23 protein-coding genes are annotated in these 24,120 nt (G+C 69.5%); 14 read left to right on the top strand and 9 right to left on the bottom strand.

Annotated elements, in window-relative coordinates; all coding sequences use genetic code 11:
* Positions 1–23 precede the first annotated feature (23 nt).
* Complete coding sequence (locus tag U4Z31_RS19470; protein WP_321811115.1) at positions 24–1,148, top strand: amidase; 1,125 nt, start codon at positions 24–26, stop codon at positions 1,146–1,148.
* Between the two features lie 56 nt (positions 1,149–1,204).
* A complete protein-coding gene (locus U4Z31_RS19465; RefSeq protein ID WP_321811114.1) occupies positions 1,205–1,948 on the top strand; it encodes an SDR family NAD(P)-dependent oxidoreductase in 744 nt (247 codons plus the stop codon).
* 169 nt (positions 1,949–2,117) lie between these two features.
* Here the strand turns inward: U4Z31_RS19465 and U4Z31_RS19460 are convergent, their stop codons facing one another.
* A complete protein-coding gene (locus tag U4Z31_RS19460) occupies positions 2,118–2,750 on the bottom strand; it encodes a response regulator transcription factor (RefSeq protein WP_044845365.1) in 633 nt (210 codons plus the stop codon).
* Between the two features lie 332 nt (positions 2,751–3,082).
* Here U4Z31_RS19460 and hpaC point away from each other — a divergent pair, with 332 nt between their 5' ends.
* Positions 3,083–3,628 carry a 4-hydroxyphenylacetate 3-monooxygenase, reductase component gene (gene hpaC / locus U4Z31_RS19455; RefSeq protein WP_321811113.1) on the top strand — a complete coding sequence of 182 codons (546 nt, stop codon included), beginning with the start codon at positions 3,083–3,085 and terminating at the stop codon, positions 3,626–3,628.
* Between the two features lie 61 nt (positions 3,629–3,689).
* On the opposite strand, the gene U4Z31_RS19450 is transcribed toward hpaC, so the two are convergent.
* Together U4Z31_RS19450 and U4Z31_RS19445 are read right to left on the bottom strand one after the other, a co-directional pair.
* A complete protein-coding gene (locus U4Z31_RS19450) occupies positions 3,690–4,940 on the bottom strand; it encodes a YbfB/YjiJ family MFS transporter (protein ID WP_321811112.1) in 1,251 nt (416 codons plus the stop codon).
* A 261-nt stretch (positions 4,941–5,201) separates the two neighbouring features.
* On the bottom strand, positions 5,202–5,747 hold the full coding sequence (locus U4Z31_RS19445) for an RBBP9/YdeN family alpha/beta hydrolase (RefSeq protein ID WP_321811111.1): 546 nt from the start codon (positions 5,745–5,747) through the stop codon (positions 5,202–5,204).
* Between the two features lie 117 nt (positions 5,748–5,864).
* Between U4Z31_RS19445 and U4Z31_RS19440 the strand changes: the two genes are divergently transcribed.
* The 3 genes from U4Z31_RS19440 (at position 5,865) to U4Z31_RS19430 (ending at position 7,822) form a co-directional block, all read left to right on the top strand.
* On the top strand, positions 5,865–6,320 hold the full coding sequence (locus tag U4Z31_RS19440; RefSeq protein WP_321811110.1) for an Lrp/AsnC family transcriptional regulator: 456 nt from the start codon (positions 5,865–5,867) through the stop codon (positions 6,318–6,320).
* Between the two features lie 367 nt (positions 6,321–6,687).
* Positions 6,688–6,810, top strand: a complete 123-nt coding sequence (locus U4Z31_RS19435; protein WP_321811109.1) for a hypothetical protein — start codon at positions 6,688–6,690, stop codon at positions 6,808–6,810.
* A 58-nt stretch (positions 6,811–6,868) separates the two neighbouring features.
* Positions 6,869–7,822, top strand: a complete 954-nt coding sequence (locus U4Z31_RS19430) for a leucyl aminopeptidase (RefSeq protein ID WP_321811108.1) — start codon at positions 6,869–6,871, stop codon at positions 7,820–7,822.
* 8 nt (positions 7,823–7,830) lie between these two features.
* On the opposite strand, the gene U4Z31_RS19425 is transcribed toward U4Z31_RS19430, so the two are convergent.
* Positions 7,831–8,340, bottom strand: coding sequence for a GNAT family N-acetyltransferase (locus U4Z31_RS19425; protein ID WP_044845369.1), 510 nt, complete (start codon positions 8,338–8,340; stop codon positions 7,831–7,833).
* Between the two features lie 52 nt (positions 8,341–8,392).
* Positions 8,393–9,436 carry an AraC family transcriptional regulator gene (locus U4Z31_RS19420; RefSeq protein ID WP_124487675.1) on the bottom strand — a complete coding sequence of 348 codons (1,044 nt, stop codon included), beginning with the start codon at positions 9,434–9,436 and terminating at the stop codon, positions 8,393–8,395.
* A gap of 143 nt (positions 9,437–9,579) precedes the next feature.
* On the opposite strand from U4Z31_RS19420, the gene U4Z31_RS19415 reads away from it, so the two are divergent.
* The 6 genes from U4Z31_RS19415 to U4Z31_RS19390 all read left to right on the top strand — a co-directional run bounded on the left by U4Z31_RS19415 (position 9,580) and on the right by U4Z31_RS19390 (position 16,976).
* Positions 9,580–11,001, top strand: coding sequence for a coniferyl aldehyde dehydrogenase (locus U4Z31_RS19415; RefSeq protein WP_321811107.1), 1,422 nt, complete (start codon positions 9,580–9,582; stop codon positions 10,999–11,001).
* Positions 11,002–11,027: 26 nt separating this feature from the next.
* The gene (locus U4Z31_RS19410; RefSeq protein WP_321811106.1) at positions 11,028–12,755 is read left to right on the top strand and encodes a choline dehydrogenase; all 1,728 of its coding nucleotides are present in this window, start codon (positions 11,028–11,030) and stop codon (positions 12,753–12,755) included.
* Positions 12,742–15,219 (top strand): alpha/beta hydrolase fold domain-containing protein, encoded by a 2,478-nt coding sequence (locus U4Z31_RS19405; protein ID WP_321811105.1) that lies wholly within the window; start codon positions 12,742–12,744, stop codon positions 15,217–15,219. Before U4Z31_RS19410 ends, U4Z31_RS19405 begins: the two co-directional genes overlap by 14 nt.
* A 187-nt stretch (positions 15,220–15,406) precedes the next feature.
* Positions 15,407–15,961, top strand: a complete 555-nt coding sequence (locus U4Z31_RS19400) for a protein tyrosine phosphatase (RefSeq protein WP_321811104.1) — start codon at positions 15,407–15,409, stop codon at positions 15,959–15,961.
* A gap of 356 nt (positions 15,962–16,317) precedes the next feature.
* Complete coding sequence (locus tag U4Z31_RS19395) at positions 16,318–16,650, top strand: type II toxin-antitoxin system RelE/ParE family toxin (RefSeq protein ID WP_321811103.1); 333 nt, start codon at positions 16,318–16,320, stop codon at positions 16,648–16,650.
* A complete protein-coding gene (locus tag U4Z31_RS19390) occupies positions 16,647–16,976 on the top strand; it encodes an addiction module antidote protein (RefSeq protein WP_044845371.1) in 330 nt (109 codons plus the stop codon). Before U4Z31_RS19395 ends, U4Z31_RS19390 begins: the two co-directional genes overlap by 4 nt.
* 15 nt (positions 16,977–16,991) lie before the next feature.
* On the opposite strand, the gene U4Z31_RS19385 is transcribed toward U4Z31_RS19390, so the two are convergent.
* Together U4Z31_RS19385 and U4Z31_RS19380 are read right to left on the bottom strand one after the other, a co-directional pair.
* Entirely contained in the window at positions 16,992–19,010 is a 2,019-nt protein-coding gene (locus tag U4Z31_RS19385) for a VTT domain-containing protein (RefSeq protein WP_321811102.1), read from the bottom strand.
* Between the two features lie 102 nt (positions 19,011–19,112).
* Positions 19,113–19,565 (bottom strand): hypothetical protein, encoded by a 453-nt coding sequence (locus U4Z31_RS19380; protein WP_044845373.1) that lies wholly within the window; start codon positions 19,563–19,565, stop codon positions 19,113–19,115.
* Positions 19,566–19,872: 307 nt separating this feature from the next.
* Here U4Z31_RS19380 and U4Z31_RS19375 point away from each other — a divergent pair, with 307 nt between their 5' ends.
* The gene (locus U4Z31_RS19375; protein WP_044845374.1) at positions 19,873–20,520 is read left to right on the top strand and encodes a response regulator transcription factor; all 648 of its coding nucleotides are present in this window, start codon (positions 19,873–19,875) and stop codon (positions 20,518–20,520) included.
* Complete coding sequence (locus U4Z31_RS19370) at positions 20,517–22,325, top strand: sensor histidine kinase (protein ID WP_321811101.1); 1,809 nt, start codon at positions 20,517–20,519, stop codon at positions 22,323–22,325. The genes U4Z31_RS19375 and U4Z31_RS19370 overlap by 4 nt, the downstream gene beginning before the upstream one ends.
* A gap of 104 nt (positions 22,326–22,429) precedes the next feature.
* Here U4Z31_RS19370 and U4Z31_RS19365 read toward each other — a convergent pair whose 3' ends face one another.
* Both U4Z31_RS19365 and U4Z31_RS19360 read right to left on the bottom strand, forming a co-directional pair.
* Complete coding sequence (locus U4Z31_RS19365) at positions 22,430–22,705, bottom strand: YlcI/YnfO family protein (protein WP_321811100.1); 276 nt, start codon at positions 22,703–22,705, stop codon at positions 22,430–22,432.
* 98 nt (positions 22,706–22,803) lie between these two features.
* Complete coding sequence (locus tag U4Z31_RS19360; RefSeq protein ID WP_321811099.1) at positions 22,804–24,114, bottom strand: MFS transporter; 1,311 nt, start codon at positions 24,112–24,114, stop codon at positions 22,804–22,806.
* Between the last annotated feature and the right edge of the window lie 6 nt (positions 24,115–24,120).

Raw genomic sequence — 24,120 nt, 5'->3', positions numbered from 1 at the left:
ACCGCACTCGCACGCCATCGACCATGACAGGCTTCATCGACACCTTCACGCTGGGCGGCCCGGGCCCGACGATCGCGATCAAGGACACGATCGACATCGCCGGCCATCCGACCCGCGCGGCCAGCCGCGCGCTTGCCGACGCAGCGCCCGCCGCGCAGCACGCGGACGTGGTCCGCCTGCTGCTCGACGCCGGCTGGCAGATCGCCGGCAAGGCGAACATGCACGAGCTCGCGTTCGGCATGACCGGCATCAACGACTACACGGGCACGCCGGTCAATCCGCAGGATCCGACGCGCATCCCGGGCGGCTCGTCGAGCGGGTCGGCATCGCTCGTCGGGCTCGGCGCCGTCGACGCCGCGCTCGGCACCGATACCGGCGGCTCGATCCGCGGGCCGGCCGCCTGCTGCGGCGTGGCCGGGCTCAAGCCGACGTTCGGCCGCGTGTCGCGACGCGGCGTCGCGCCGGTGGTCACCACGCTCGACTGTGTCGGGCCGTTCGCGCGCGACGTTCGCACGCTCGCCGCCGTGATGGCCGCCATCGCGCCGGGCTTCGACCGGGCGCGCACTGCGGCACCCGTTGCCGGCTGCACGGTCGCACGCGTGATCGTCGAAGCCGAGCCGGCCATCGCGGCCGCGCTCGACGCGGCGATTGGCGCGTCGGGCCTGCGTACGCACGACGTCGTGCTCGATGCGATGCAGGATGCGTTCGCCGCAGGGCTTGCCGTCATCAATGCGGAAACGTCGCGTGCATTCGGTCATCTCGTCGAAACCGGCAAGCTCGGCGTGGATCTCGATGCACGGCTGCGCACGGCCGCGACAACGACACCGGCCGCGCTCGCGCAAGCCGAAGCCGTGCGCGCGCGCTTCACGGCGCAGGTCGATGCCGCGCTCGCGCGCGCGGAGGTGCTGGTGCTGCCGACCTTGCCCGCGCTGCCGATCACGCTTCGGCAGGCACGCGACGGCGTATCGGTCATCGCGATGTCGTCGCTGATCCGGCCGTTCAACCTGAGCGGCCATCCGGCGCTCAGCCTGCCGCTGCCGCTCGCGGAAACGCCGCTGAAGGCCGGGCTGCAGATCGTCGGACGCAAGGGCGCGGACGAACAGGTGTGCGCGGTCGCCGCGCACTTCGAAGCGGCGCTCGCCGCATGAACCACGATGCGGGCGCGGCTGTGGCCACGATCCGCGAACCAACGGAATCACGCACCATGTCAGACCGAGTCGTCCTCGTCACCGGCGCCGCGCGCGGGCTTGGCACCGTCATCGCCGAACGATTTCATGCGGCCGGCTATCGCGTCGCGCTGGCCGACATCGCCGTCGACGCCATTCACGCGCATGCGCGCGACCTCGACGCGAGCGGCGCACGCGCAGTCGCGCTGCCGCTCGACGTCACGTCGAAACGCGATTTCGAAGCCGCACGCGATGCGCTCGTCGCGCGCTGGGGCGCGATCGACGTGCTCGTCAACAATGCCGGCGCATCGAAGGTCGTGCCCGCGATGGAGATCACGGCCGAGCAGTTCGACCAGGTGATCGACGTGAACCTGCGCAGCGTGCTGTTCGGCTGCCAGGTGTTCGGCCAGTACTTCGCGACGCGCGGCGCGGGCCGCATCGTCAACATCGCGTCGCTCGCCGGGCAGAACGGCGGCTCGGCGACGGGCGCACACTACGCGGCCGCGAAAGGCGGCACGCTGACGCTGACCAAGGTGTTCGCGCGCGACCTCGCCGCGCAGGGCGTGACCGTCAACGCGATCTCGCCGGGGCCGCTCGACCTGCCGATCGTGTACGAGAGCGTCGCGCCGGACAAGCTGCGGCAGGTGCTCGCGAACCTGCCGGGCGGCAAGCTCGGGTCGGCCGGCTTCGTCGCCGATGCGGCCGTGCTGCTCGCGTCGGGCGACGCGCATTTCGCGAACGGCGCGTGCTGGGACATCAACGGCGGGTTGTACATGCGTTGAGCGGCGGCATGCGTCGAGCGTGCGGTGCAGACTGATGCCGGCCGGTGCTGGCCGGTACCGCGCGCGGTGTATGCGGTGTATGCGGTGTGCGCGGTGCGTGCGGTGCGTGCGGTGCGTGCGGGCACTACGCTTACACGCACGGCCCGATTCGCGTGCGAACCACCCTGCGCTAGCGCGACGACTCCCCGTCGTCGCCCCACACGACCATCACGTCGCGCACCAGCGCGGCGATCGACGTTGCGCCGAGCTTCTCCTTGATGCTCGCGCGATGCACGTCGACGGTCTTCACGCTGATCGACAGGTCCGACGCGATCTGCTTGCTGCCCTTGCCGTCGACGACGCCGCGCAGCACCTCCTTCTCGCGCGCGGTCAGCGCATCGAGCCGCTGGCGCAGCTCGCGGTGACGCTGGCCGACCGCGTGCCGCTGCTGCGCGAGCCGCAGCGCGCGTTGCACGCGCTCGAGCATCTGCTGCGAGTTGTACGGCTTCTCGACGAAGTCGATCGCGCCGTTCTGCAGCGCGCGCACCGACATCGGAATATCGCCGTGTCCGCTGACGAAGATCACCGGCAGCGTCGCGCCGCGCGCGTTCAGTTCCGCCTGCACGTCGAATCCGCTTTTCTCCGGCATTCGCACGTCGAGCACCAGGCACGCGGGCAGGTTCACGTCGAAGCGCGCGAGAAAATCGGCGGCATTCGCGAATCCCTCGGACGCGATGCCGACCGATTCGAGCAACCACGCGAGCGAGGTCCGCATGCCGCTGTCGTCGTCGACGATGTATACGATCGGAGCGGGTGACGTCATCGGGGTGTCTCGCAAGATATCGGTATCGGTATCGCACGCGCCGCGGGTGAGGCAAGCGTCGTTCGTCGGGGGTGTGCGGCACATCATAACGAGCCGGAAATGCGCTGAATACCCCTTTACGTACCGCTCGAACGCCCGATCGCACTTTTTTCGCGCGTCGTGCCGCGTATCTAGGTAGAACCTTTAGATGCGTTGGCGGGAACGCCATCTTCGTCGTCAATCGTGCGAATGTTCGCCGGCTTTTTCGCGACGTACGCTTGGTTCATCGTCGACGATCCGCTGCCGCATCGACAACGCGCGCGATCGCCGCCCTCATTCACCCAGGAGCGCCCATGTCCGCAACGACCGATACCCCGCAACCGGCGCGCGCCGCCCCCACCGACGCGCAACTGGCCTTCCGGCAAGCGATGGCCCACCTCGGCGCGGCCGTCAACGTGATCACCACCGCGGGGCCGCACGGCCGCTGCGGCATCACCGCGAGCGCCGTCTGCTCCGTCACCGACGCGCCGCCGACGCTGCTCGTGTGCCTGAACCGGTCGAGCGCGATGCATGCGATCTTCGAGCGCAATCGTCAGGTCTGCATCAACGTGCTGCCGGCCGAGCACGAACTGCTCGCGCGCCATTTCGCGGGGATGACCGAGCTGCCAATGGAACGCCGCTTCGAATTGCCGGTGTGGGATCGCGGCGAGCAGGACGTCCCCGTGCTGCGCGATGCGCTCGCGAGCCTGCAGGGCAGGATCGCCGAGATGAAGGAAGTCGGCTCGCATTCGGTGATGTTCATCGAGGCGACGTCGATTCGCGTGCGCAACGACGGCGACAGCCTCATCTACTTCAGCCGCGCGTTTCATCGCGTGTCGCGCACGGCCTGCGTGCGGTAACGGGAACGGGAACGGTCGCGGTCACGTTGTCGCGCCCGCCGGTCGTTGCAGGCCCGATCGGCTACGCCGACGCCCTTAATGCACGCTGTCCGGCCGCGAGGGCCGCGCCCGCGAACAGCGTCAGCGCCGAATAGACGAGCCCGCGCGCAAGGCCCGCGCTGTCGGACACCCAGCCGATCGCGACCGGCCCGGCGATCTGCCCGAACGCGAAGATCGTCGTGAACGCGCTGATGCCCTTCGCCCAGCCTTCCGGCGGCAGGTTGTGGCGCACGAACGCGGTCGTCGACGCGACCGCCGACAGGAACGTCGCGCCGAACAGCACGCCCGACGCGAACGCGGCCGCCGGATGCACGAACAGCGCCGGCATCAGCGTCGCCACGCCGAGCAATGCGTTGAGCACGGCCAGCGCCTGGCCGCCGCGCATCCGGTCGAGCAGCCCCGACCACAGCCGCGCCGACACGACGGTCGCGACGCCGAGCATCACGTAGAACGCGGACACGACCGTCCCGCTCATTCCCGCGCCGCGCAGCAGCGCGACGATGAACGTCATGTAGCCGATGTAGCCGACGCCGAACAGGCCGTAGCCCGCGAGCGCGAGCGCGAAGCGCGCGGGGCTCGCGGTCGCCGCCGGCGCGGCACCGTGACGCCGCGCGGCCGGTGCCGCGTGCGCATGCTCGATGCGACGCGCCGCCGACACGGCGATCGCCGAGAACAGCACGCATGCGAACGCGAGCGCGAACCATGCCGGTTGCCAGCCGTGCGCGCGCTGCACGAGCGTCGCGGGCACGAGCAGCGACGACGCGACGATGCCCCACCCGGTGCCGCCGTAATAGAGCCCGAGCAGCAGCCCCGCGTCGCGCGGCGCTGCGGACGCGAGCCGCGCGGCCAGCACGCCGCCGCTGATGAAGATCAGCGCGCTGCCGACGCCGGTCGCGAGCCGCTCGACGAGCAGCGCGTTCATGCCGGACGTGAGCCCGCATGCGGCCATCAGCACCGCGGTCAGCGCGCAGCCGGCCGCCAGCAGCGTGCCGGTGCGCCAGCGGCGGGACAGGAACGGGAAGACGAGCGCGCCGATCAGGTAGCCGGCCGCGTTGGCCGTGTTCAAGGCGCCTGCCTGCGCGAAGGTCCAGCCGAGATCGGCCTTCATCGGCGGCAGCAGCAGTGCGTACGAGAAGCGCGCGAGACCGAGCGCGATCGCGCTGCCGAGCGACAGGCAGATCGCGAGCCGCCACGCGGTCATGCGGTCGGGTTCGGTGGCGCCGGCGTCCTGTCGTGCCGGGCCGGCGTGCTCCGGTTGCGGCGCTGCGCGCATCGCGGTGTCTCCATCGTGGTTCGAGGCCGGTACGGGTACGGGGCCGGCCACGGGGCCCGCAACGTCAACGCGGCTTGACGGCCGCGGGCCGTGGCGTCGTCGACGCGGAACCCGTGTCGTAGCCGGGCACCGATCCCGATGCCGAAACCGGTGCGCCGATCGGCCGATGATACTTGACCGGTCATGCGCCCGGCGTGCGCCGGTGGCGGAGATGCCGTGCGCACCGCCCGGAAACCGCGGCGCGCCGACATCCGGCCTCCGCTACGCCCCCAGTCCGGCGGTAAAGGCGGTGAAAAGCGCGCGCCCCTCGTCCCACTCCGCCAACCCGGAAGCCGCGTTCAAATGGCCGCGCGCGCCGAGCACCAGCGGTTTCGCGCCGCGTTGCGCCGCCCATGCGACAGCTCGCCCGGACGGGTCGTACGGATCGTCCGAACTGGCGATCGCCACCGCCGGCCGGGCGCCGAAATCCGCGTCCGGCACATGCGCGAACGCCTGCGCGGCAACCGGAAAACGCGGACCGTCCGGATCCGGCACCGCCACCAGAAACGCCCCGTGCACCGGGCGCGTTGCAACGGCACGCCAATGCGCGAACAACAGGCACCCGAGGGAATGGCAAACCACGACCGGCGGCGTCCGGGCCTGCGCGACGGCCGCATCGAGCGCCGCGATCCAGTCGGCCAGGTCGGGCGTATCCCACGACGCCGGCGCAATGCGTGTGGCGCCCGCAAGCGCCGTCTCCCAGTGAGTCTGCCAGTGATCCGCGCCCGAGTTGCCGATCCCCGGCACGATGACGATGCTTCGATCCATTCCCGCCTCCATGAAGATGTGAGCGCCCAGTCTGCTCCGCGGGACTGCCGCACGGAATGGCAAGTCATCGGATAATGAGACAGAATTCCGATGAATTGACGGAACAGGAAAGCGGAGATGCCCGACGGAGAACTGGATCGCCTGGATATTGCGATCATCGAAGCGCTGCAGGAGAATGCGCGCACGCCGTTGTCCGAAGTCGGCCGGCGCATCGGCCTGTCGCAGCCGGCGACGTCGGAGCGCGTCAAGCGCCTGGAGGAGCGCGGCATCATCGCCGGCTACACCGCGCGGATCGATCCGGCTGCGCTCGGCCTGGGGATGACGGCCATCATCCGGCTGAGAACGACGCACGAGCACATCAAGCCCGCGTTGAGTGCGTTTGCCGGGATGCCGCACGTCATCGAGGTTCACCGGATGACCGGGGAGGACTGTTTCCTGCTGAAGGTGCTCGTGCCGACACCCGGCCAGCTCGAAACCATCATCGACACGATTGCCCGCTTCGGCGCGGTCACGACTTCACTGGTACTCCGGTCCGAGCCGGTCAAGCCGCTCGGCAAGGCGCTGCTGGGCTGAAGCCGGGGCAATGGTGCGGCGTCGCGTCGGAATCGATCGCGAACGATGCAAATCGAAATGATCCGCGCAATTGGTTTAATGATTTAAAAAATCTATAACCCGATTAATCTGCCACGGCCCGATATTCGATAAAAAATCCGGGACTTCGCGATTCGATTGATTCGCCTTCATTGCGCAATGTGCCGCTGACTGGCACGCATGTTTAGCACAGCGCGGCTAAAAAACTTGCACCGCATTGCATTCGCAAAATCATCATACTAATATCGACGCCACTCGTCCGGTATTCAAAAAATTCCGGATGAGCGGCGGTAATCCCGTTACCGCGCTTTCATGTTGAATCGCTCATGTTCACCACAGGAGAATTGACATGCAGGAAACCCGGCAGATCGAATCGCTTGACTGGATGCAGGAAGACACGCACCCCGAGGCCGTCGACATGATGGTCGAGGATGCCGTGGTGCCGTTCGGCACCGCGCTCTGGCCGGTCTGAGCGGCCAGCCCGTTCCCGCGGAAGGGCCGCGGCCCTTCCGCCGCTTCCGGAGACACGCATGCTGAACCTGCACCGCGCGCTGGGGTATCACCCGGCGCTGCGCGACAAGCTCGCACGCGGCGAGACGGGCAAACTGCTGGTCGGCTACGACAGCCGCAACCGCGACACCGCGTTGCGCGCGTTTTCCGCCCTGCCCGACTCGCTCGACGCGACGATCCTCTGCCTCGACACCACCCCGCCCGCCGACATCGCCGCCGCGCTCACGCACGCGGACCTGTTCGTGCTGCTGTACGACTCGTCGTGCCTGCCGACGCCGTCGCCGAGCGGCCCGCCGTTCCTGGCCGCGATCCGTCCCGCGATCGTCAGGCACTGGAGCAAGTCGGTGCTGTTCAAGGATTACGGCCCGCATCTCGACGAGGCGTTCGCCGAATCGCTCGACGACATCGCCGCGCGCAACGGCCGGTTGATCGAAGCGGCCGCGCGCGCATCGCGGGTCCATTTCATCGACGAAGCCGGCAACACGCTGACCGGCTCGCTTGCGCCGGACCAGAAATGGACGAGCGTGGACGGGATGGGCAATCTCGACGTCGTACCCGGCGAGATCGCGACGCACGTCACCGACCTGCGCGGCTCGATCGTGTTCAGCGGCACGTTCCTCGGCACCGTGCCGTTCGCGATCAAGTACCGCGTGACGGAGCGGCTCGCGACGCTGCATGTCGAAGACAGCCTGATCGTCGATTTCGACTGCGACGACGCGGGCTTCCGGCGCGACTTCGCGTCGTACCTCGACCGGCACGACAATCACCGGCGCATCGAGGAATTCGGCATCGGCACGAACCTGGGCATCCGCGGGCTATACGGCCGCAACGCCGGCTTCGAGGAACGCCATCCGGGCCTGCATCTCGGCCTCGGCGGCGGCGCGAACGGCAGCCACCACCTCGACCTGATCTTCGCGCGCGGCACGCTCGCGTTCGACGAGCGGATCGTGTTCGACGGCACGTTCGCCGTCTGACCTTGGCATCAGGCGTCGGCGGCCGCCGCGTCGCCGAGCCACTTGAACATCACGAAGCAGTCGACGAAGCCGAGCCGCGCGTGACGATACGCGCGCGGCAGGCGGCCGACGATCTCGAAGCCGAGCTTCTGCCACAGCGCGACCGCCACCTCGTTCGTCGCGACCACCGAATTGAACTGCATCGCGAGGAAGCCGCGTTCGCGCGCCACCTGCTGCGAGTGCTCGCACATCAGGCGCGCAACGCCCTTGCCGCGCGCGGCCTCGCTGACCATGTAACCGCAGTTGCACACGTGATTGCCGGGGCCGGCCGCGTTCGCCTTCAGGAAGTACGAGCCGAGCAGCACGCCATCCTCTTCGGCAACCCACGTGCAAAGCGGCGCATCGAGCCACAGCGCGCGGGCGGCTTCGCGTGTGGGCGCCGGATCGAATGCGTAGGTCTCCTGCGCGGCGACGATCGCGTGGTACGTGGGCCAGAAGCGGGGGAAGTCGTCTTCGGTCATCGGGCGAAGCGTGATCATGCGGGTACTCTCGTGAAGGGGTTGGGGAATGCGCGCGTGGCGCGACACTGCGTCAGGGCGAGCCGCCGTCGCGCAGCAGGCCGCTGCGATACGTGCCGGGCGGCACACCATACCAGCGCTTGAACGCCTGCGAGAAACTCGACAGGTCGCTGAAGCCGAGCCGCTCGGCCACTTCGGTTAGCGACAGGTGCGCATCGCCGAGCAGCGTCTCGGCCATCGCGCCGCGCGCCTGCGCGAGCAACACCCGGAACGTCGTGCCTTCTTCCTGCAGCCGGCGCTTCAGCGTGCGCGGGCTCGTGTTCATCAGCCGCGCCATGTCCTCGAGCGAGAACGGCACGTTGCCGGGCGTCGCCGTCAGATATTGCCGCACCATCTCCGACGTGCCGAGCCGCGCGCGCCGCGTTTCGACCAGCTGGCTGCACATCTGCTCGCACATCGAGACCGTCAGCGGGTTCGCATGCGGCAGCGGCCGGTCGAGAAACGCACGGTCGAATGCAAGGCTGTTCGCGCGGGCGCCGAACGCAGGTTCGACGCCCGCGATGCGCGCTGCGGGTGCGAACGCGGCTGCGCTCGCCGCGCTCGCGGCCTGCATCGTGAAGCGCGACAACGCGAAATCGCCGCCGCCGATTTCCTGCAGCAGCACGGCCGCAGCCGCCATGTCGCGTTCGACGAGGAACCGGCTCAGGTCGGCATCGAGCTCCGGCGCGCCGAAATTGAGCACGCCCGTCTGCGGTTCCTCGCGGTACGTGATCACCGTGAACGCATACGTGAGCGGCAGGAAGCGCATCGCGAGCGCCAGCGCGTCGCGCGCGGTCGCGCTCGCGATCAGCCCGTAGCCCCACACGCCGTACGCGGAGAAGTGATAGCGCTGCCCGACTTCGAACCCGAGGCCCGGCGCGCGCCCGAGCGCGCGCAGCAGGTTGCCGGTCAGCCGCAGTTCCTGCGCGGCCGTCACCTCGACGTTCGGATCGTCGAGCTGCGCGTCCGCGAGCCCTGTACCGGCCAGCAACTTCGCGCGCGGCACGCCGCGTTCGTCGCCGAAATCGACCAGCAGCCGCGCGCTGGCCGGACTCCGGGTGAAGTCCCAGAAGCTCATGCGGAGAAACCCTCGAAGCGCCGATTTGGCCCAAATACTAAAACAATTGTCCCGAAGCAGCATTGGTGTTTTCCCATGCGGCCCGCACCATCGGCGTCATCAGTCGTCGCCCGAACGACGTCAACGCCCCCGGAGGAGACACCATGCGACCGAGTCGCCCACCCGACCTCGCCGCCCGCTTCGAACACCAGCGCGAGGCATGTGCCCGCGATCCCGCCCCGCCGCTCGCGATCCGCCTGTCGCGGCTCGATCGCCTGTGCGCGCTGCTCGATACGCACGAAGCCGCGCTCGTGCGTGCGATCGACGCCGATTTCGGCGGACGCTCCGCGCACGAAACGCGGCTCGCCGAACTGTTCGTGGTTCGAAGCGGCCTGCGCCATGCACGCGCGCATCTGCGGCACTGGATGCGCGAACGCCGCGTGCCGACCGCCGCGCACTTCCGGCCCGGCTACAACCGGATCGCGCCGCAACCGCGCGGCGTCGTCGGCGTGATGGCCCCGTGGAACTATCCGCTGCAACTGGCGATCGGGCCCGCGGTTGCGGCGCTCGCTGCCGGCAACCGCGTGCTGGTCAAGCCGTCGGAACTGACACCGCAGCTGTCGGCGCTGCTCGAGACGCTCGTCGCCGACGCGTTCGAAGCCGACGAGCTGCGGGTCGTCACCGGCGACGTCGACACGGCGAAGGCGTTCGCGCGCTTGCCGTTCGATCATCTGTTCTTCACCGGCTCGACCGCGGTCGGCCGCGACGTCGCGCAAGCTGCGGCCGCGAACCTCACGCCCGTCACGCTCGAGCTCGGCGGCAAGTCGCCGGCGATCCTCGATCCGTCGTGCGACGTCGCACACGCGGCCGGGCGCATCGCGTTCGGCAAGCTGCTCAATGCCGGCCAGACCTGCATCGCGCCCGACTATCTGCTGGTGCCGGCGGGCACCGCACCGATCGTTGCCGCGCGCCTGTCGGACGCGATCGCGCGCCGCTACCCGACCCTCCTCGCCAACCCCGACTACACGGCGATCATCGGCGCGCGCCACCGCGACCGTCTGGCGGCCCTGGTCGACGATGCGCGCGCAGGCGACGCACGCGTGCTCGAAGTCAATCCGGCCGGCGAACGCTTCCCCGCCGGCTCGCGCAAGTTCGCGCCGACGCTCGTGCTCGGCGCGCGCGACACGATGCGCGTAATGCGCGAGGAGATCTTCGGCCCCGTGCTGCCGATCGTCGAATACGCGGATCTCGACGAAGCGATCGAGCGCGTGAACCGCGGGCCGCGCCCGCTCGCGCTGTACTGGTTCGGCCGCGACGCCGCGCGCCGCGATCGCGTGCTGCGCGAAACGGTGTCGGGTGGCGTCACGGTAAACGACTGCCTGTGGCATCTCGCACAGGAACACCAGCCGTTCGGCGGCGTCGGCCCGAGCGGCATCGGTGCGTATCACGGCAAATGGGGCTTCGACACGTTCAGCCATCACAAGCCCGTGTTCCACCAGGCGCGTCGCAGCGGCACCGCGCTGTTCCACCCGCCGTACGGCAAAACCTTCGACCTGCTGCTGCGCGTGCTCACGCGCATCGCTTGACCCATCGACCATCGGGAGACGATTTCATGAGCAAGACTTTCGACTACATCGTCGTCGGCGGCGGATCGGGCGGCTGCGTCGTCGCGGGGCGCCTCACCGAGGAGCCGGCCGTCACCGTCTGCGTGCTCGAGGCCGGTGGCCGCGGCGACAACGCGCTCGTCAACGTGCCGACCGGCGCGGTCGCGATGCTGCCGACCCGCATGAACAACTGGGCATTCGACACGGTGCCGCAGCCGGGGCTCGGCGGGCGCATCGGCTATCAGCCGCGCGGCAAGGCGCTCGGTGGCTCGTCCGCGATCAACGCGATGGTCTACGTTCGCGGCCATCGCGTCGATTACGACGGCTGGGCCGCGCTCGGCAACGAAGGCTGGTCCTACGACGACGTGCTGCCTTACTTCCGCCTGAGCGAGCACAACGAGCGCTTCGACGACGCCTTTCACGGCCGCGACGGCCCGCTGTGGGTCAGCGACCTGCGCACCGGCAACCCGTTCCATGCGCGCTACCTGGAAGCGGCGCGACAGGCCGGCCTGCCGCTCACCGACGACTTCAACGGCGCGCGGCAGGAAGGCGTCGGCCTCTATCAGGTCACGCAGAAGCACGGCGAGCGGTGGAGTGCGGCGCGCGCGTACCTGCTGCCGCACGTCGGCCGCCGCGACAACCTGACGGTCGAGACACACGCGCAGGTGCTGCGCATCCTGTTCGACGGCACGCGCGCGACGGGGGTCGAGGTGCGGCAGCGCGGCGAGGTTCGCACGCTGCGCGCACGGCGCGAAGTCGTACTCGCGGCCGGCGCGTTGCAGACGCCGCAGTTGCTGATGCTGTCGGGCGTCGGTCCGGCCCGCGAACTGCAGGGGCTCGGCATCCCGGTGCGGGCCGACCTGCCCGGCGTCGGCCGCAACCTGCAGGATCATCCGGACTTCATCCTCGGCTACCGCGCGCGCAGCGTCGACACGATGGGCGTGTCCGCGCGCGGCGGGCTGCGCATGCTGCGCGAGTTCGCGCACTTTCGCCGCGAGCGGCGCGGGATGCTGACGTCGAATTTCGCGGAAGGCGGCGGCTTCCTCAAGACGCGAGCCGACCTCGATGCACCCGACATCCAGCTGCACTTCGTCGTCGCGCTCGTCGACGATCATGCGCGCCGGCTGCACGCCGGCCACGGACTGTCGTGCCACGTGTGCCTGCTGCGGCCGCGCAGCCGCGGCTCGGTCACGCTGCACAGCGCCGATCCGCTCGCCGCGCCGCGCATCGACCCCGCGTTCTTCGACGATCCGCGCGATCTCGACGACATGGTCGCCGGCTTCCGCATCACGCGCCGGCTGATGGAGGCGCCGGCACTCGCCGAATGGATCACGCGCGACCTGTTCACCGCGAACGTGACGACCGACGACGAGATCCGCGACGTGCTGCGCCGGCGCACCGACACCGTGTATCACCCGGTCGGCACGTGCCGGATGGGGCGCGACGCGCTCGCGGTCGTCGATCCGCAATTGCGCGTGCATGGCGTAGCGGGGCTGCGCATCGTCGATGCGTCGATCATGCCGACGCTGATCGGCGGCAACACCAACGCGCCGACGATCATGATCGCCGAGAAGGCCGTCGACCTGATCCGCGGCGTGCGGCGTGTGCCGCTACACGCCGCGGCCGACACCGAACGTGAACCGGCCGCCGTGCCGGCACATCGCGACACTGTTCCCGCGTCGTGCGCGCCGCACGATGCGATCCTGCCCGAGGAAAACCGCCATGTCGTCGCCTGAAGCATCCCGTCCCGCCGCACCGGCCGCGCCGCTGTCGGCGATCATCATCGGCGCCGGCTTCGCCGGCATCGGCATGGCCGTCGCGCTGCAGCGCGCCGGCATTCACGACTTCGTGATCGTCGAGCGCTCGCACGACGTCGGCGGCGTGTGGCGCGACAACCGCTACCCGGGCGCCGCGTGCGACGTGCCGTCGCATCTGTACTCGTTCTCGTTCGAGCCCAACCCGGACTGGTCGCGCGTGTTCGCGCCGCAGCCTGAAATCCATGCGTACCTGCAGCATTGCGCGCGCAAGTACGGCCTCGCACGCTACCTGCGCTTCGGCGCGAACGTCGAACGCGCGCAGTATGATGAGGCCCGTGCGCTGTGGCACGTCACGCTCGCCGACGGCACGACGCTCAGCGCTGCCGTGCTCGTCAGCGGCACCGGCCAGTTGAGCCGCCCCGCGATGCCGGACCTGCCCGGCATCGACACGTTTCGCGGCCGCGCCTTCCACTCCGCGCACTGGGATCACGACTATCCGCTCGCGGGCAAGCGCGTGGCGGTGGTCGGCACCGGCGCGTCGGCGATCCAGTTCGTGCCCGCGATCGCCGGCGACGTCGAGCGCCTCGTCGTTTTCCAGCGCTCGCCGGCCTACGTGATGCCGCGTCCCGACCGCGCCTATCGTCCGTGGGAGCGGGCGCTGTTCCGCCGGCTGCCGTGGGCGATGAAGCTGCATCGCGCGTCGATCTACGTGCGCTACGAGTCGCGTGCGATTGCGTTCACGCGGCTGCACGGGCTGATGGACATCGCGGTCGGCCGGCCGTTCCGCAAGCTGCTCGCGCGCGACGTGCGCGACCCGGCGTTGCGCGAACGGCTCACGCCCGACTATCCGATCGGCTGCAAGCGGATCCTGCTGTCGAGCGACTACCTCGCCGCGATCGGCCGCGACAACGTCGCGCTCGTCACGCAGCGCATCCGGCGCGTGACCGAGACCGGCATCGAGACCGACGACGGCGTGCACCATCCGGTCGACGCGATCGTCTACGGCACCGGTTTCGCGGCGACCGCGTTCCTGTCGCCGATGCGCATCACCGGCCGCGACGGGCTCGGCCTGAACGACGCCTGGCGGCGCGGCGCGCAGGCGTATCTCGGGCTCACCGTGCCGGGCTTCCCCAACTTCTTCATGCTGTATGGCCCGAACACCAACCTCGGCCACAACTCGATCGTCTACATGCTCGAAAGCCAGATCGCGCACGTGATGCGCTGCGTGCGCGCGATGCGGCGCGACGGCGCGTGCGCGATCGACGTCGATCCGCGCCGCTACCGGCGCTACAACACGCATGTGCAGCAGCGGCTCGAAGGCTCGGTGTGGAGCGGCTGCAAGAGCTGGTACGTCGACGCGTCGGGCCACAACAGTACGAACTGGCCCGGCTTCACGCTGACCTATCGATGGATCACGCGCTTCACGGGGCTGTCCGCGTATCGCTTCACGCAGCCGTTGCCCGGCACGGCGACACCCACATCAACCCCGACGACGACGCACGGTGCCGTCGTCGCGCCGCCCGCCGGCCGCGTGGAAGCACTCGCCGCGGCGTCGCTGCGCGGCTTTCTGCGCGTCGCGTTCCGGCCGCTGATCGGGCCGCCGTTCGGCGCGCGCATGCAGCGCCGCGTCGTCGCGCTGCTGTCGCCGCTGATGCCGGGCGCAGGCGACACGCTGCGCTACCGGACGGCCGCCGCCGGCGTGCCGGTCGAAGTGATCGCGCCGAAGCGCGGCGAGGCGGGCGGCGCGATCCTCTATCTGCACGGCGGCGCGTTCTGTCTCGGCGGCCCGCATACGCATCGCGGCGTGACGACGCGGCTCGCGACCGAAGCCGGCCTGCCGGTGTGGGTGCCCGACTACCGGCTCGCGCCCGAGCACCCGAGCCCGGCGGCGCTCGACGACGCGCTGGCCGCATACGATGCACTGCGCACGCAAGGCTACGCGCCGCACCGGATCGTGATTGCGGGCGATTCGGCCGGCGGCGCGCTCGCGCTGGCGCTCGCCATCGCGCTGCGCGAGCGCGGCGAACCCGCCGCGGCCGCGCTGCTGCTGATCTCGCCCGTGACCGACCCGACGCTCGGCGGCGACACGCTCGCATCGCGCCGCCACGACGATCCGATGATCCGTCGCGGCTGGCTCGAACAAGGGCTGCGCTGGTATCACGGCGCGGGCTCGGCTGCAGCGCCCGGCCCGCTCGACACCGACCTGCGTGGACTGCCGCCGATGCTGGTGCAGGCTGGCGACCAGGAAGTGCTGCTGTCGGACGCGCAGCGACTCGCGTCGCATGCGCTCGCCTGCGGCGTGCCGTGCCGGCTGGAGATTCATGCCGCGCGCTGGCATGTGTTTCATCTGCAGGCGTTCTATCTGCGCTCGGGGCGGGACGCGTTGCGGACGCTGGCGGGATTTGCCGCGCGGCGGGTGGCGGCGACGGCGGTCGCGACGTGACGATCCGGTGATGCCGGCGATCGAGGCTGCGGAGCGCGACTGCCTCGATCGACCCGCTTGCAACAATGCGACACCCTCTTGCCAAAACCGGCCGTTTATTTTTTTCCGGCATGCGCGGCCGGCATCATCTCCGCCAGCCTCGGCGTCGTGCCGCGGCGACGACCACCCCACCCTGGCGGAGACACCAATGAAAAAAGGCCCCATCCTCAAGACGCTTGCGCTGCTCTGTTGCCTGGGCGTCCAGTGCGCGACGTCGGCATTCGCGGAGGAACCGAAGAAGGTCGCGTTCGTCGATACGGGCAATACCGGACGCAGCGTGATGGCCGAAGCGATCGCCGGACAACTGATCGCGCAACGGCACGCGCATCTCGCCGTGATCTCGCGCGCGGTCGACGAGGATCCGTATGACGAAAAGCCCGAGGAAAACGGTGTGATCCTGATGAAGCGGCGCGGAATCGACACGTCCGCGCATCGTTCGGTGCAACTGAATGCGAACGACGTCAAGCACTCCGACGTGATCCTGACGATGACCGACAAGCACAAGGAGAAGGTGCTCACGCTCTATCCGTCTGCCGCCGGCAAGGTCTTCACGCTTGCCGAATACGCGACCGGCGTGCACAAGGACGTACCCGACGCGTGGGGCAAGCCGATCGACTTCTACGAATCGGTGACCGCGCAGCTCGACACGTTCATCCCGGCCGCGCTCGACAAGGTCGCGACGGCCGCGCCGGCGAAGCAGTAACGCAGGCCGGACTCGCCGGGTCGACCGTCGCGTCACGCGGCGGCACCGGCGGTCCGATCGTTTGAGCAGTCCCTCCCCCGCACGGCGCGTTTCCCGTACGCGCCGACGAGATCAGCCGTTCGGCCGAATCGTCATCCCACGCCCCGAATGAAAGAATGATTTTCGTTCGGGTAACGGGTCTCGCCGCCTGACACCCCGAGCCACGAAGGCACTGCAGGCATTCCCGCGCAGCGTCTTCGCGTCTTGCTTCGTCTCGATTCGGCAGTCGGCCCGCGTGCGTTTCACGTCATCCGCCTCATCGGGCCAACAACGCAATCACGTCGATATCCATGCCTTTATGTAACTTATAAGCTACAATGCTCTCCAAGTTCGAACTGCTTCGCTATCAGCGCGCCGACGGTCGCGAGCCTTTCACCGAATGGTTGAACGCCGTGCGCGACAAGGTCGCCCAGGCGCGGATTCGCGAGCGGCTGCGTCGCGTGCAGACCGGAAATTTCGGCGATTGCGAGCCCGTCGGTGAAGGTGTGATCGAACTGCGCATCCACGTCGGTGCCGGCTATCGCGTGTACTTCGGCCGGTACGGCATTGCGCTGGTGCTGCTGTTGTACGGCGGCGACAAGCACAGCCAGTCCGACGACATCAGGCATGCGAAGGAACACTGGCTGGACTGGAAACGGAGGCAAGCATGAACAAGCTCAAAGGCGCGGTATCGCACCACGACGCGGAAGTCGCCGAACTCGGCGCGGACCGCGAGCTCGCGGTGGCCTATTTGCGCGTCGCGATGGAATCGCTCGACGACCCCGACAACCGCGCGGCCGCGCTGCTCGCGCTGCGCACGGTCGCGGAAGCGTATGGCGGGCTCGGCGCGGTCGCGGCCGACGCCGGCATCAGCCGCGAATCGCTGTATCGCACGCTGTCGCCCAACGGCAACCCGACGCTGAAAACCCTGCTCGCGGTGCTCAAGACGGTCGGCCTGCGCCTGTCCGTCGTCCCCGCGCAACCGTCGCACGCATAACGCGGCGCACGCGCTTCAAGGCTGCACCATCCACACGAGCAGCACCGCGGCCGGCGCCCCACTCGTCCCCGCCGGCGGCCGCGCGAGCGTCGGCTCGACCTGCAGCGCCTGCGCGATCGTCGCCGCATCGTCGATCGTCGTCGTGCGCACGACCGTCATCAGCCGTGCGGGCCGATGCAGCGTCTCGCGATACAGCGCGCCGTACCACAGCGGCCGCGTGCCGAGCGCATCCTGCAGCGCGTACGGATAACGCCACAGCCGCAGCACGAGGCGGCTGTCCGGGCGGGCCGGATCGACACGCACGAACACACGGCGCGTACTCTCGCCGTGCGTATAGCGCGGCAGCACGGGCAGCGCATCGGCCGGCCCCTGCGGCAGGAGCCACCGCAGCGCGGCGGCGGCCGACCACGGCGTCGCGCGCTGCCAGCCGGCCAGCGAAAGATGGCGATCGAGCGTGTCCGACGTCGCGCACCATTGCAGCGGCAGATATTCCTCGCGATCGCCGCCGATCTCGGTGCGCCGCGTCGGCACGCGCGGCCACCCGCCGCGCATCCATTGATCGACGGTCATCGCGACGACGTCGCCCACGTGCGGACGCGCCGCGCGATCGAGCTGCCATTGCGCGGGCACGGTCCAGACGCCGGCCGTCGCGAGCACGACGAGCACCGCGACGAGCGCGCCCCGCGGCTGCACATGCTCGCGCACCTGCCAGTACGCATAGGCGCCCGCCAGCACCGCGAACCACGCGAGCCCGAGGCTCCAGCCGCCGAGCAGACCCGACAGCCACGTATCGCCGACGTAAAGCCGCGCGAAGCCGCCGAGCACGATCCACAACACGACCGCGGTCACGACCGGAATGCGCCACAGCGCCGGCCGGTCGCGTGTGATCACCCAGCCGATGCCGCTGCTCGCGAGCATCGCGAACGCCGCGTCGGCGTCGGGCAGCGGCACGTGCGGCGCGCCGGGCGGCAGGCTCGCGGGCGTCATGCCGGGCACGCCGGTGCCGAACGCCGGCACGAGCACGACCGCGATGCCGACCGTCGCGAGCCACCACGCGGACGTCACCCAGCAGCGATGAATCATCAGCCAGACCAGGAACGCGGCCGCGACGATCAGCCCCGTATCGTGTCCGTGCAGCACCGCGAGCGCGCGCATCGCGGCATCCACCGGCGGCGTGCGCAGGTCCTGCAGGAACGCATACACCATGATGTCGGCGTGCATCAGCGAATCGTTCGCGACGACGTCCCGCACGATGCCGGCAAGCAGCCACACGCAGCCGACGAACAGCAGCGCGAAGACGGGCACCACGCCTGGCAGGCGGCGCCCCTTCTCGATCGCGTCGTGCAGCCAGCCGCCGACGCGCGGCCAGCGGCGCGCGCATGCATGCACGGCCGCGCCGGCCGCGCGGCGCAGCAACGGCCAGCCGCGCCGCAGCGCGACGCGCACGCCGATCCACACGAGCGCGACCAGCGCGGCGATCACCAGCAGGATCGCGGCGACCCGCACGCTGATCGCGGCGGCCAGCACCGCCGACGCGCCGAACAGGATGCCCGGCACGACGTGCACGGGCGCCCAGATCAGCGCCGACACGACATTGACCGGATAGAACGACCGGCGCGGCAGCGTCGCGCAGCCGACCACGACCGGCACGACCGCGCGCACCGGCGCCAGGAAACGCGCGAGCACGATGCTCTTCGTCCCGTGGCGCAGCACGAACTGCTCGCCGCGCGCATAGGCATCCGCGTAGCCCAGCCGGACCCACCCGTTTCGAATCGCGCCGCGGTAGCGGCGTCCGAGCTCGTAACTGATCCCGTCGCCGAGGATCGCGCCGGCGGCCGCGACGCCGATCGTCGTCCAGCCGTCGAGCGCGCCCGCGCCGATCAGCGTGCCGGCCGCGAACAGCACGGCACCGGCCGGCACGACCGTGCCGATCAGCGCGATCGCCTCGGCACAGGCGGCGGCGAACACGATCGCCAGCACGAGCGCCGGATGCGCGCCGATCGCACCGAGCCATGCGTGGATGGTGTCGCTCATCGCAGGCCGCGCGGCGTGGCGGCGCGGCGTGTCTGCACCGGGCCGGCGGTGGCGTGGGGAAGGTTCATCGGCGTGTGCGCGCGGTCGCGCCGGCGGGCGGTGTCAGTCGAACTCGTGCTGGCGCGCGTCGGCCTCGAGCGGCGCGTCGTGGTAGCCGACGGTCGCGATCTCGTGCAGATAGCGCGCGAGAAACGCGCCGATCGACCCGGCTTCCTCGTATTGATGCACATGGCGGAATTCGTGCGTAAGGAGGCGTCGCGTGTCGTGGCCGCGCAGCACGAACACCGCATGGCCGAGCGTGAGGCCGATCGTCCCCGGCGACAACAGGCCGGTGTCGCGCGCGATCGCGCCCAGCGCCGGCGTGTCCGGGAACGGCAGCCGGTCGGCGACCACGACGCGGATCCGCTCCGGCCGGGCGACGCCCACCGTGCGCGCGTCGTCGGCCTGCGCGGGCGTCAGCGGCACGCCCTGCGCGAGCCCGTGGGCTGCCTGCGCGTCAGCCCACGCGACGGCGTCGGGCAACGCGGACGGCAGGATGTCGGCGAGATCGATCATCGTGGCGGCTCCTCGGGTCGGGACGGTGCAATCGGGCACCAGTTTATCTCTGAATCAGGGCGGTCCGCGACGCATGCCGCCCGCCCGACGGCGACCATTCCTCGGGAATACCCGCCCCATCTGGCCCTATCGCCTGTACCATTTCACGCCGATTATTTCTCTTTGAGACAGATTCGACACTCTCGTATCTCAAAAATTTCCCGCAGGTGCACCATTTTTGGTTTCGGCGGAATATATTGGTCAGAAGAACGGCCGCGGCGGCTACCGGCGGAGCGGCCCGCGGCATCATCCCGAAGAGGACCGCTAGATGATCAGGGTAATGCTGGCTGACGATCACGCAGTCATGCGGGACGGACTGCGTCACATCCTGGAAACGGCCGGCGGTTTCGAAATCGTCGGCGAGGCGAGCGACGGCGCGGCCACGCTCGCGCTGGCCGAGCGTCGCGCCGCCGACGTGCTGCTGCTCGACCTGTCGATGCCCGCGCCGACCGGTATCGAGCTGATCCGGCTGGTCAGGACGCATGCGCCGTCGCTGCGCATGCTGGTGCTGACGATGCATGCGGAGGCGCAGTACGCGGCGCGCACGTTCAAGGCCGGCGCAACCGGCTACCTGACGAAGGACAGCGCGACCGCCGAACTCGTCGAGGCCGTCACCAAGGTCGCGGCGGGCGGCGTGTACGTGAGCCGGTCGGCGGCCGAGAGCCTCGCGCGCACGCTGCGCACGCCGGCCGACATGCTGCCGCACGAGCGGCTGTCCGCGCGCGAACTCGACGTGATGCGCCGCATCGTCGCGGGCCAGACAGTCACGCGGATCGCGGCGGAACTCACGCTGAGCGCGAAGACGGTCAGCACCTACAAGACCCGCATCCTCGAGAAGATGGAACTGCCGCACGAAGCCGCGCTGGTGCGCTACGCGATGCGCCACGATCTCGACCTCGGCGTCGACGACGCATGATGCCCGCGTTCCGCGTCCGCTCCGCCGCCCCCGACGACGACGCGTCGGATCCGTCGCGCCTGTTCATGTCGTCGCTGCCGCCCGACCGGCGCGAGCGGCGGCTCGCGATCGCGACGGTGATCGTGTCGGCCGTGATCTTCGCCGCCCTCGCGCCATTCGCGGGCGTGCCGCTCGCGCGCGTGTTGGGCTTCATTCCCGTGTACCAGTCGGCGATCGTGATCAACGACATGGTGACGGCCGGCCTGCTGCTCGGCCAGTACGCGATCCTGCGCGAGAAATCGCTGCTCGCGCTCGCGGGCGGCTACCTGTTCACGGGCTTCATGGCCGGCACGCACATGCTGACCTTTCCGGGGCTGTTCTCGCCGACTGGCCTGCTCGGCGCGGGCGAACAGACCACCGCGTGGCTTTATCTGTTCTGGCACGGCGGCTTTCCGCTGACGGTCATCGCGTACGTGCTGCTGCGCGCGGCGGCGCGCGCGCGACCGCCGTCGCTCGAGCAGCGTCGCGCGGCGATCCCGATCCTGCTTTGCATCGCGTCGGCCGCGGGCGCGACCGTCGCGCTCGCGCTGCTCGCGACCGCCGGCCACGACCTGCTGCCGCGCATCATGCAGGGCAACCGGATGGCGTCGACGATGACGCACGCGATCACGATCGTCTGGGCCCTGAACCTCGCCGCGCTCGTGTTGATGTGGCGGCTGCGGCGTCGTCATTCGGTGCTCGATCTGTGGGTGATGATCGTGCTCGTCGCCTGGCTGTTCGACATCGCGCTGTCGGCGATGCTGAACCACGGTCGCTTCGACCTGGGCTTCTACGCCGGGCGGACCTACGGCCTCGTCGCATCGTGCGTCGTGCTGTTCGCGCTGCTGTTCGAGAACGGCCGGCTGCATGCGCAGACGGTGCGCGCGCTGGCCGGCGCGCGCTATCAGCACCTGCTCGTCGTGCAGAAGAGCGCGCAGCTCAACGAGGCGAACGAACGGCTCGAGCAGCGCGTCGCGGCGCGCACCGCGCAGTTGAGCGCGTCGAACCGCGACCTGCGGCGCGAAGTCGAGGAGCGCGTGCGCGCGGAGCGGGCGCTGCAGGCGTCGCGCGAGGAGCTGCGCGAGATCGCGGCGATCAGCGCGAGCGCACGCGAGGCCGAACAGCGCCGCATCGCGCGCGAACTGCACGACGAACTCGCGCAGACGCTCGCGGCGCTGAAGAACGATCTCGAATGGCTGCTTGACCGCGTGCCGCAGGACGACGCGCCGCTGGCGCGCAAGATCGCGGCGATGCATGCGCTCGCGCGCGGCGCGGTGACGGCCACGCGGCGCATCGCGTCCGACCTGCGTCCGCTGATGCTCGACGACCTCGGGTTCGCGGCCGCGATGCAATGGCTCGTGGAGGATTTCCAGCGCCGTCACGGCATCGCGTGCGCGCTGCACGTCGAGCCGGGCGAATTGCTGCTCGACGAACCGTATGCGACGGCCGTGTTCCGTATCGCGCAGGAAGCGCTCGCGAACGTCGCGCGGCATGCGGCCGCGTCGAGCGCGACCGTGGCGCTCGTCTACCGTGACGAGACGATCGCGCTGACGATTCGCGACGACGGTGCGGGCTTCGATCCCGGTGCGCCGCGCAAGTCGGGATCGTTCGGGCTGGTCGGCCTGCGCGAGCGCGCGTATCTCGTCGGCGGCACGCTGCGGATCGATACGACGCTCGGCGAAGGAACGACGGTGGAGGTGGATATTCCGGTGGCGTCGGCGCATGTGGCGATCGCGCATGACGGACGGGGGACGTCGCGGGCGGAAGAGGTAAAGGCGAAGCAGTAGCGGCGGTGTGCTGCTGCGGGGGCAGTGGTAGTCCTCTTCCCGCTGATGCCGAACGGTGAGGATCGTGACTTGTTCGACCGTGCCCGTCGATCGCCACCACTCGTCTAATCAGTTGCCAACGCTACACGTGCGGCTTTCAGCATCGTCACAGGTTGGGTCTGGACTTCTGCGGCATCGACGTATTCACCGGTACGCCGCGCCTCATCGGCCGACGCCAGGCCTCGCGCGACAAACTCGCGCTGCGTTCGTCGGCGTGCGACGGCAGCGCGCAGCGTCGATTCGACGAACGCGGACAGCGTCTCGTTTTCCTCCAACACGCTTTCCGCTGCCTCCAGCAACTTGCGATCGACTCGAAGCACGGACATCGCCGTCGTTTTCATTTCGCTCTCCATGCATGCAGAACGCATGCACGGTAGCACATCGGCCCAATCGGCAGCAGGGACTGCGCGATACCGCAGCCCCCGGCCGCCGCCGCCCATCACACCCGCGCCGCCACCATCCCCCGCTCCGAGCGCGTCCACGCGACGAGCGCGCCGATCCCGAGCAGCGCGAGGCACACGATCGGCACGATCATCGGCCCGAACGCCGTGCCCGTCACCTTGCCCGCGAACGGCATCAGGTTCTGGCTGAAGAAGCCGCCGAGGTTGCCGATCGAGTTGATCGCCGCGACGCTCGCCGCCGCACGCGCGCCGGTGAAATAACGCGGCGGCATCGACCAGAAGCACGGATACAGCAGCGGGATGCACGCCCCGCCGAGCACGAGCGCCACGAAGCGCAGCGGCGTCGGCGGCAGCACGAGGCTCAGCAGGAAGCCGAGCGCGCCGAGCGCCGCGACGATCGCGATCGTGCGCAGGATGCTCTTCGCGCGGCGCAGCTTCGACGGCAGCCACACCAGCAGCACCACCGCGAGCGCCCACGGCAGCATGCTCAGCAAACCGTTCGTACTGCTCGACACACCGAACGATTTCACGAGCGTCGGCAGCCAGTACGTGACGCCGTACAGCGACGTCGACATCAGCATGTAGGTCGCCGCGAACAGCATCACGCGCGGATCGAGCAGCGCCTTCCATGGCTGCGCATGCTCGGCCTGCGCCGGCTTCTCGCGCTCCAGCGCGGCCGCGACGATCTGCTTCTCGCGTTCGTCGAGGAACGGCGCCTCGCGGAACGACGCCGGCAGCACGCGGAACACGACGATCGCGACGATCACGGCCGGGATGCCCGTCGCCACGAACACCCACTGCCAGCCCGCGAGCCCCCACACGCCGTTCAGGCTCAGCAGCACGCCGCCGACCAGCGAGCCGAGCATGTTCGCGAGCGCGCTGCCGAGCGTGAAGATACCGAGCACCTTCGCGCGATAGCTCTGCGGGAACCACAGCGTCAGGTAATAGATCACGCCCGGATAGAAGCCGGCCTCGGCGATCCCGAGCAGGAAGCGCAGCGAACAGAACGCGGGCATCGATGTCGTGAAGCCCATCAGCACGGTGATGAGGCCCCACGTCAGCATGATCCGCGCGAGCCACACGCGTGCGCCGTAGCGATGCAGCGCGAGCGTGCTCGGCACCTCGAACAGCAGGTAGCCGATGAAGAACAGCGACGACGCGAGACCGAACGCGGCCTCGGTCATCCCGAGGCTGTGCACCATCTGCAGTTTCGCGAAGCCGACGTTCTGCCGGTCGATGAACGCGATCAGGAACATCACGACGAGGATGGGCATCAGGCGCCGCGCCATCTTCGACATGATGCGCTGCTCTTCGGCGGACGCGGGGTCCAGGGTTTCGGTGGCATTCACTGCGGG

Origin of the sequence: Burkholderia sp. BCC1985, from assembly GCF_905339915.1 — a bacterium.
Taxonomy (GTDB): Bacteria; Pseudomonadota; Gammaproteobacteria; order Burkholderiales; family Burkholderiaceae; genus Burkholderia.
This window is presented reverse-complemented; position numbering and strand designations above follow the sequence as displayed.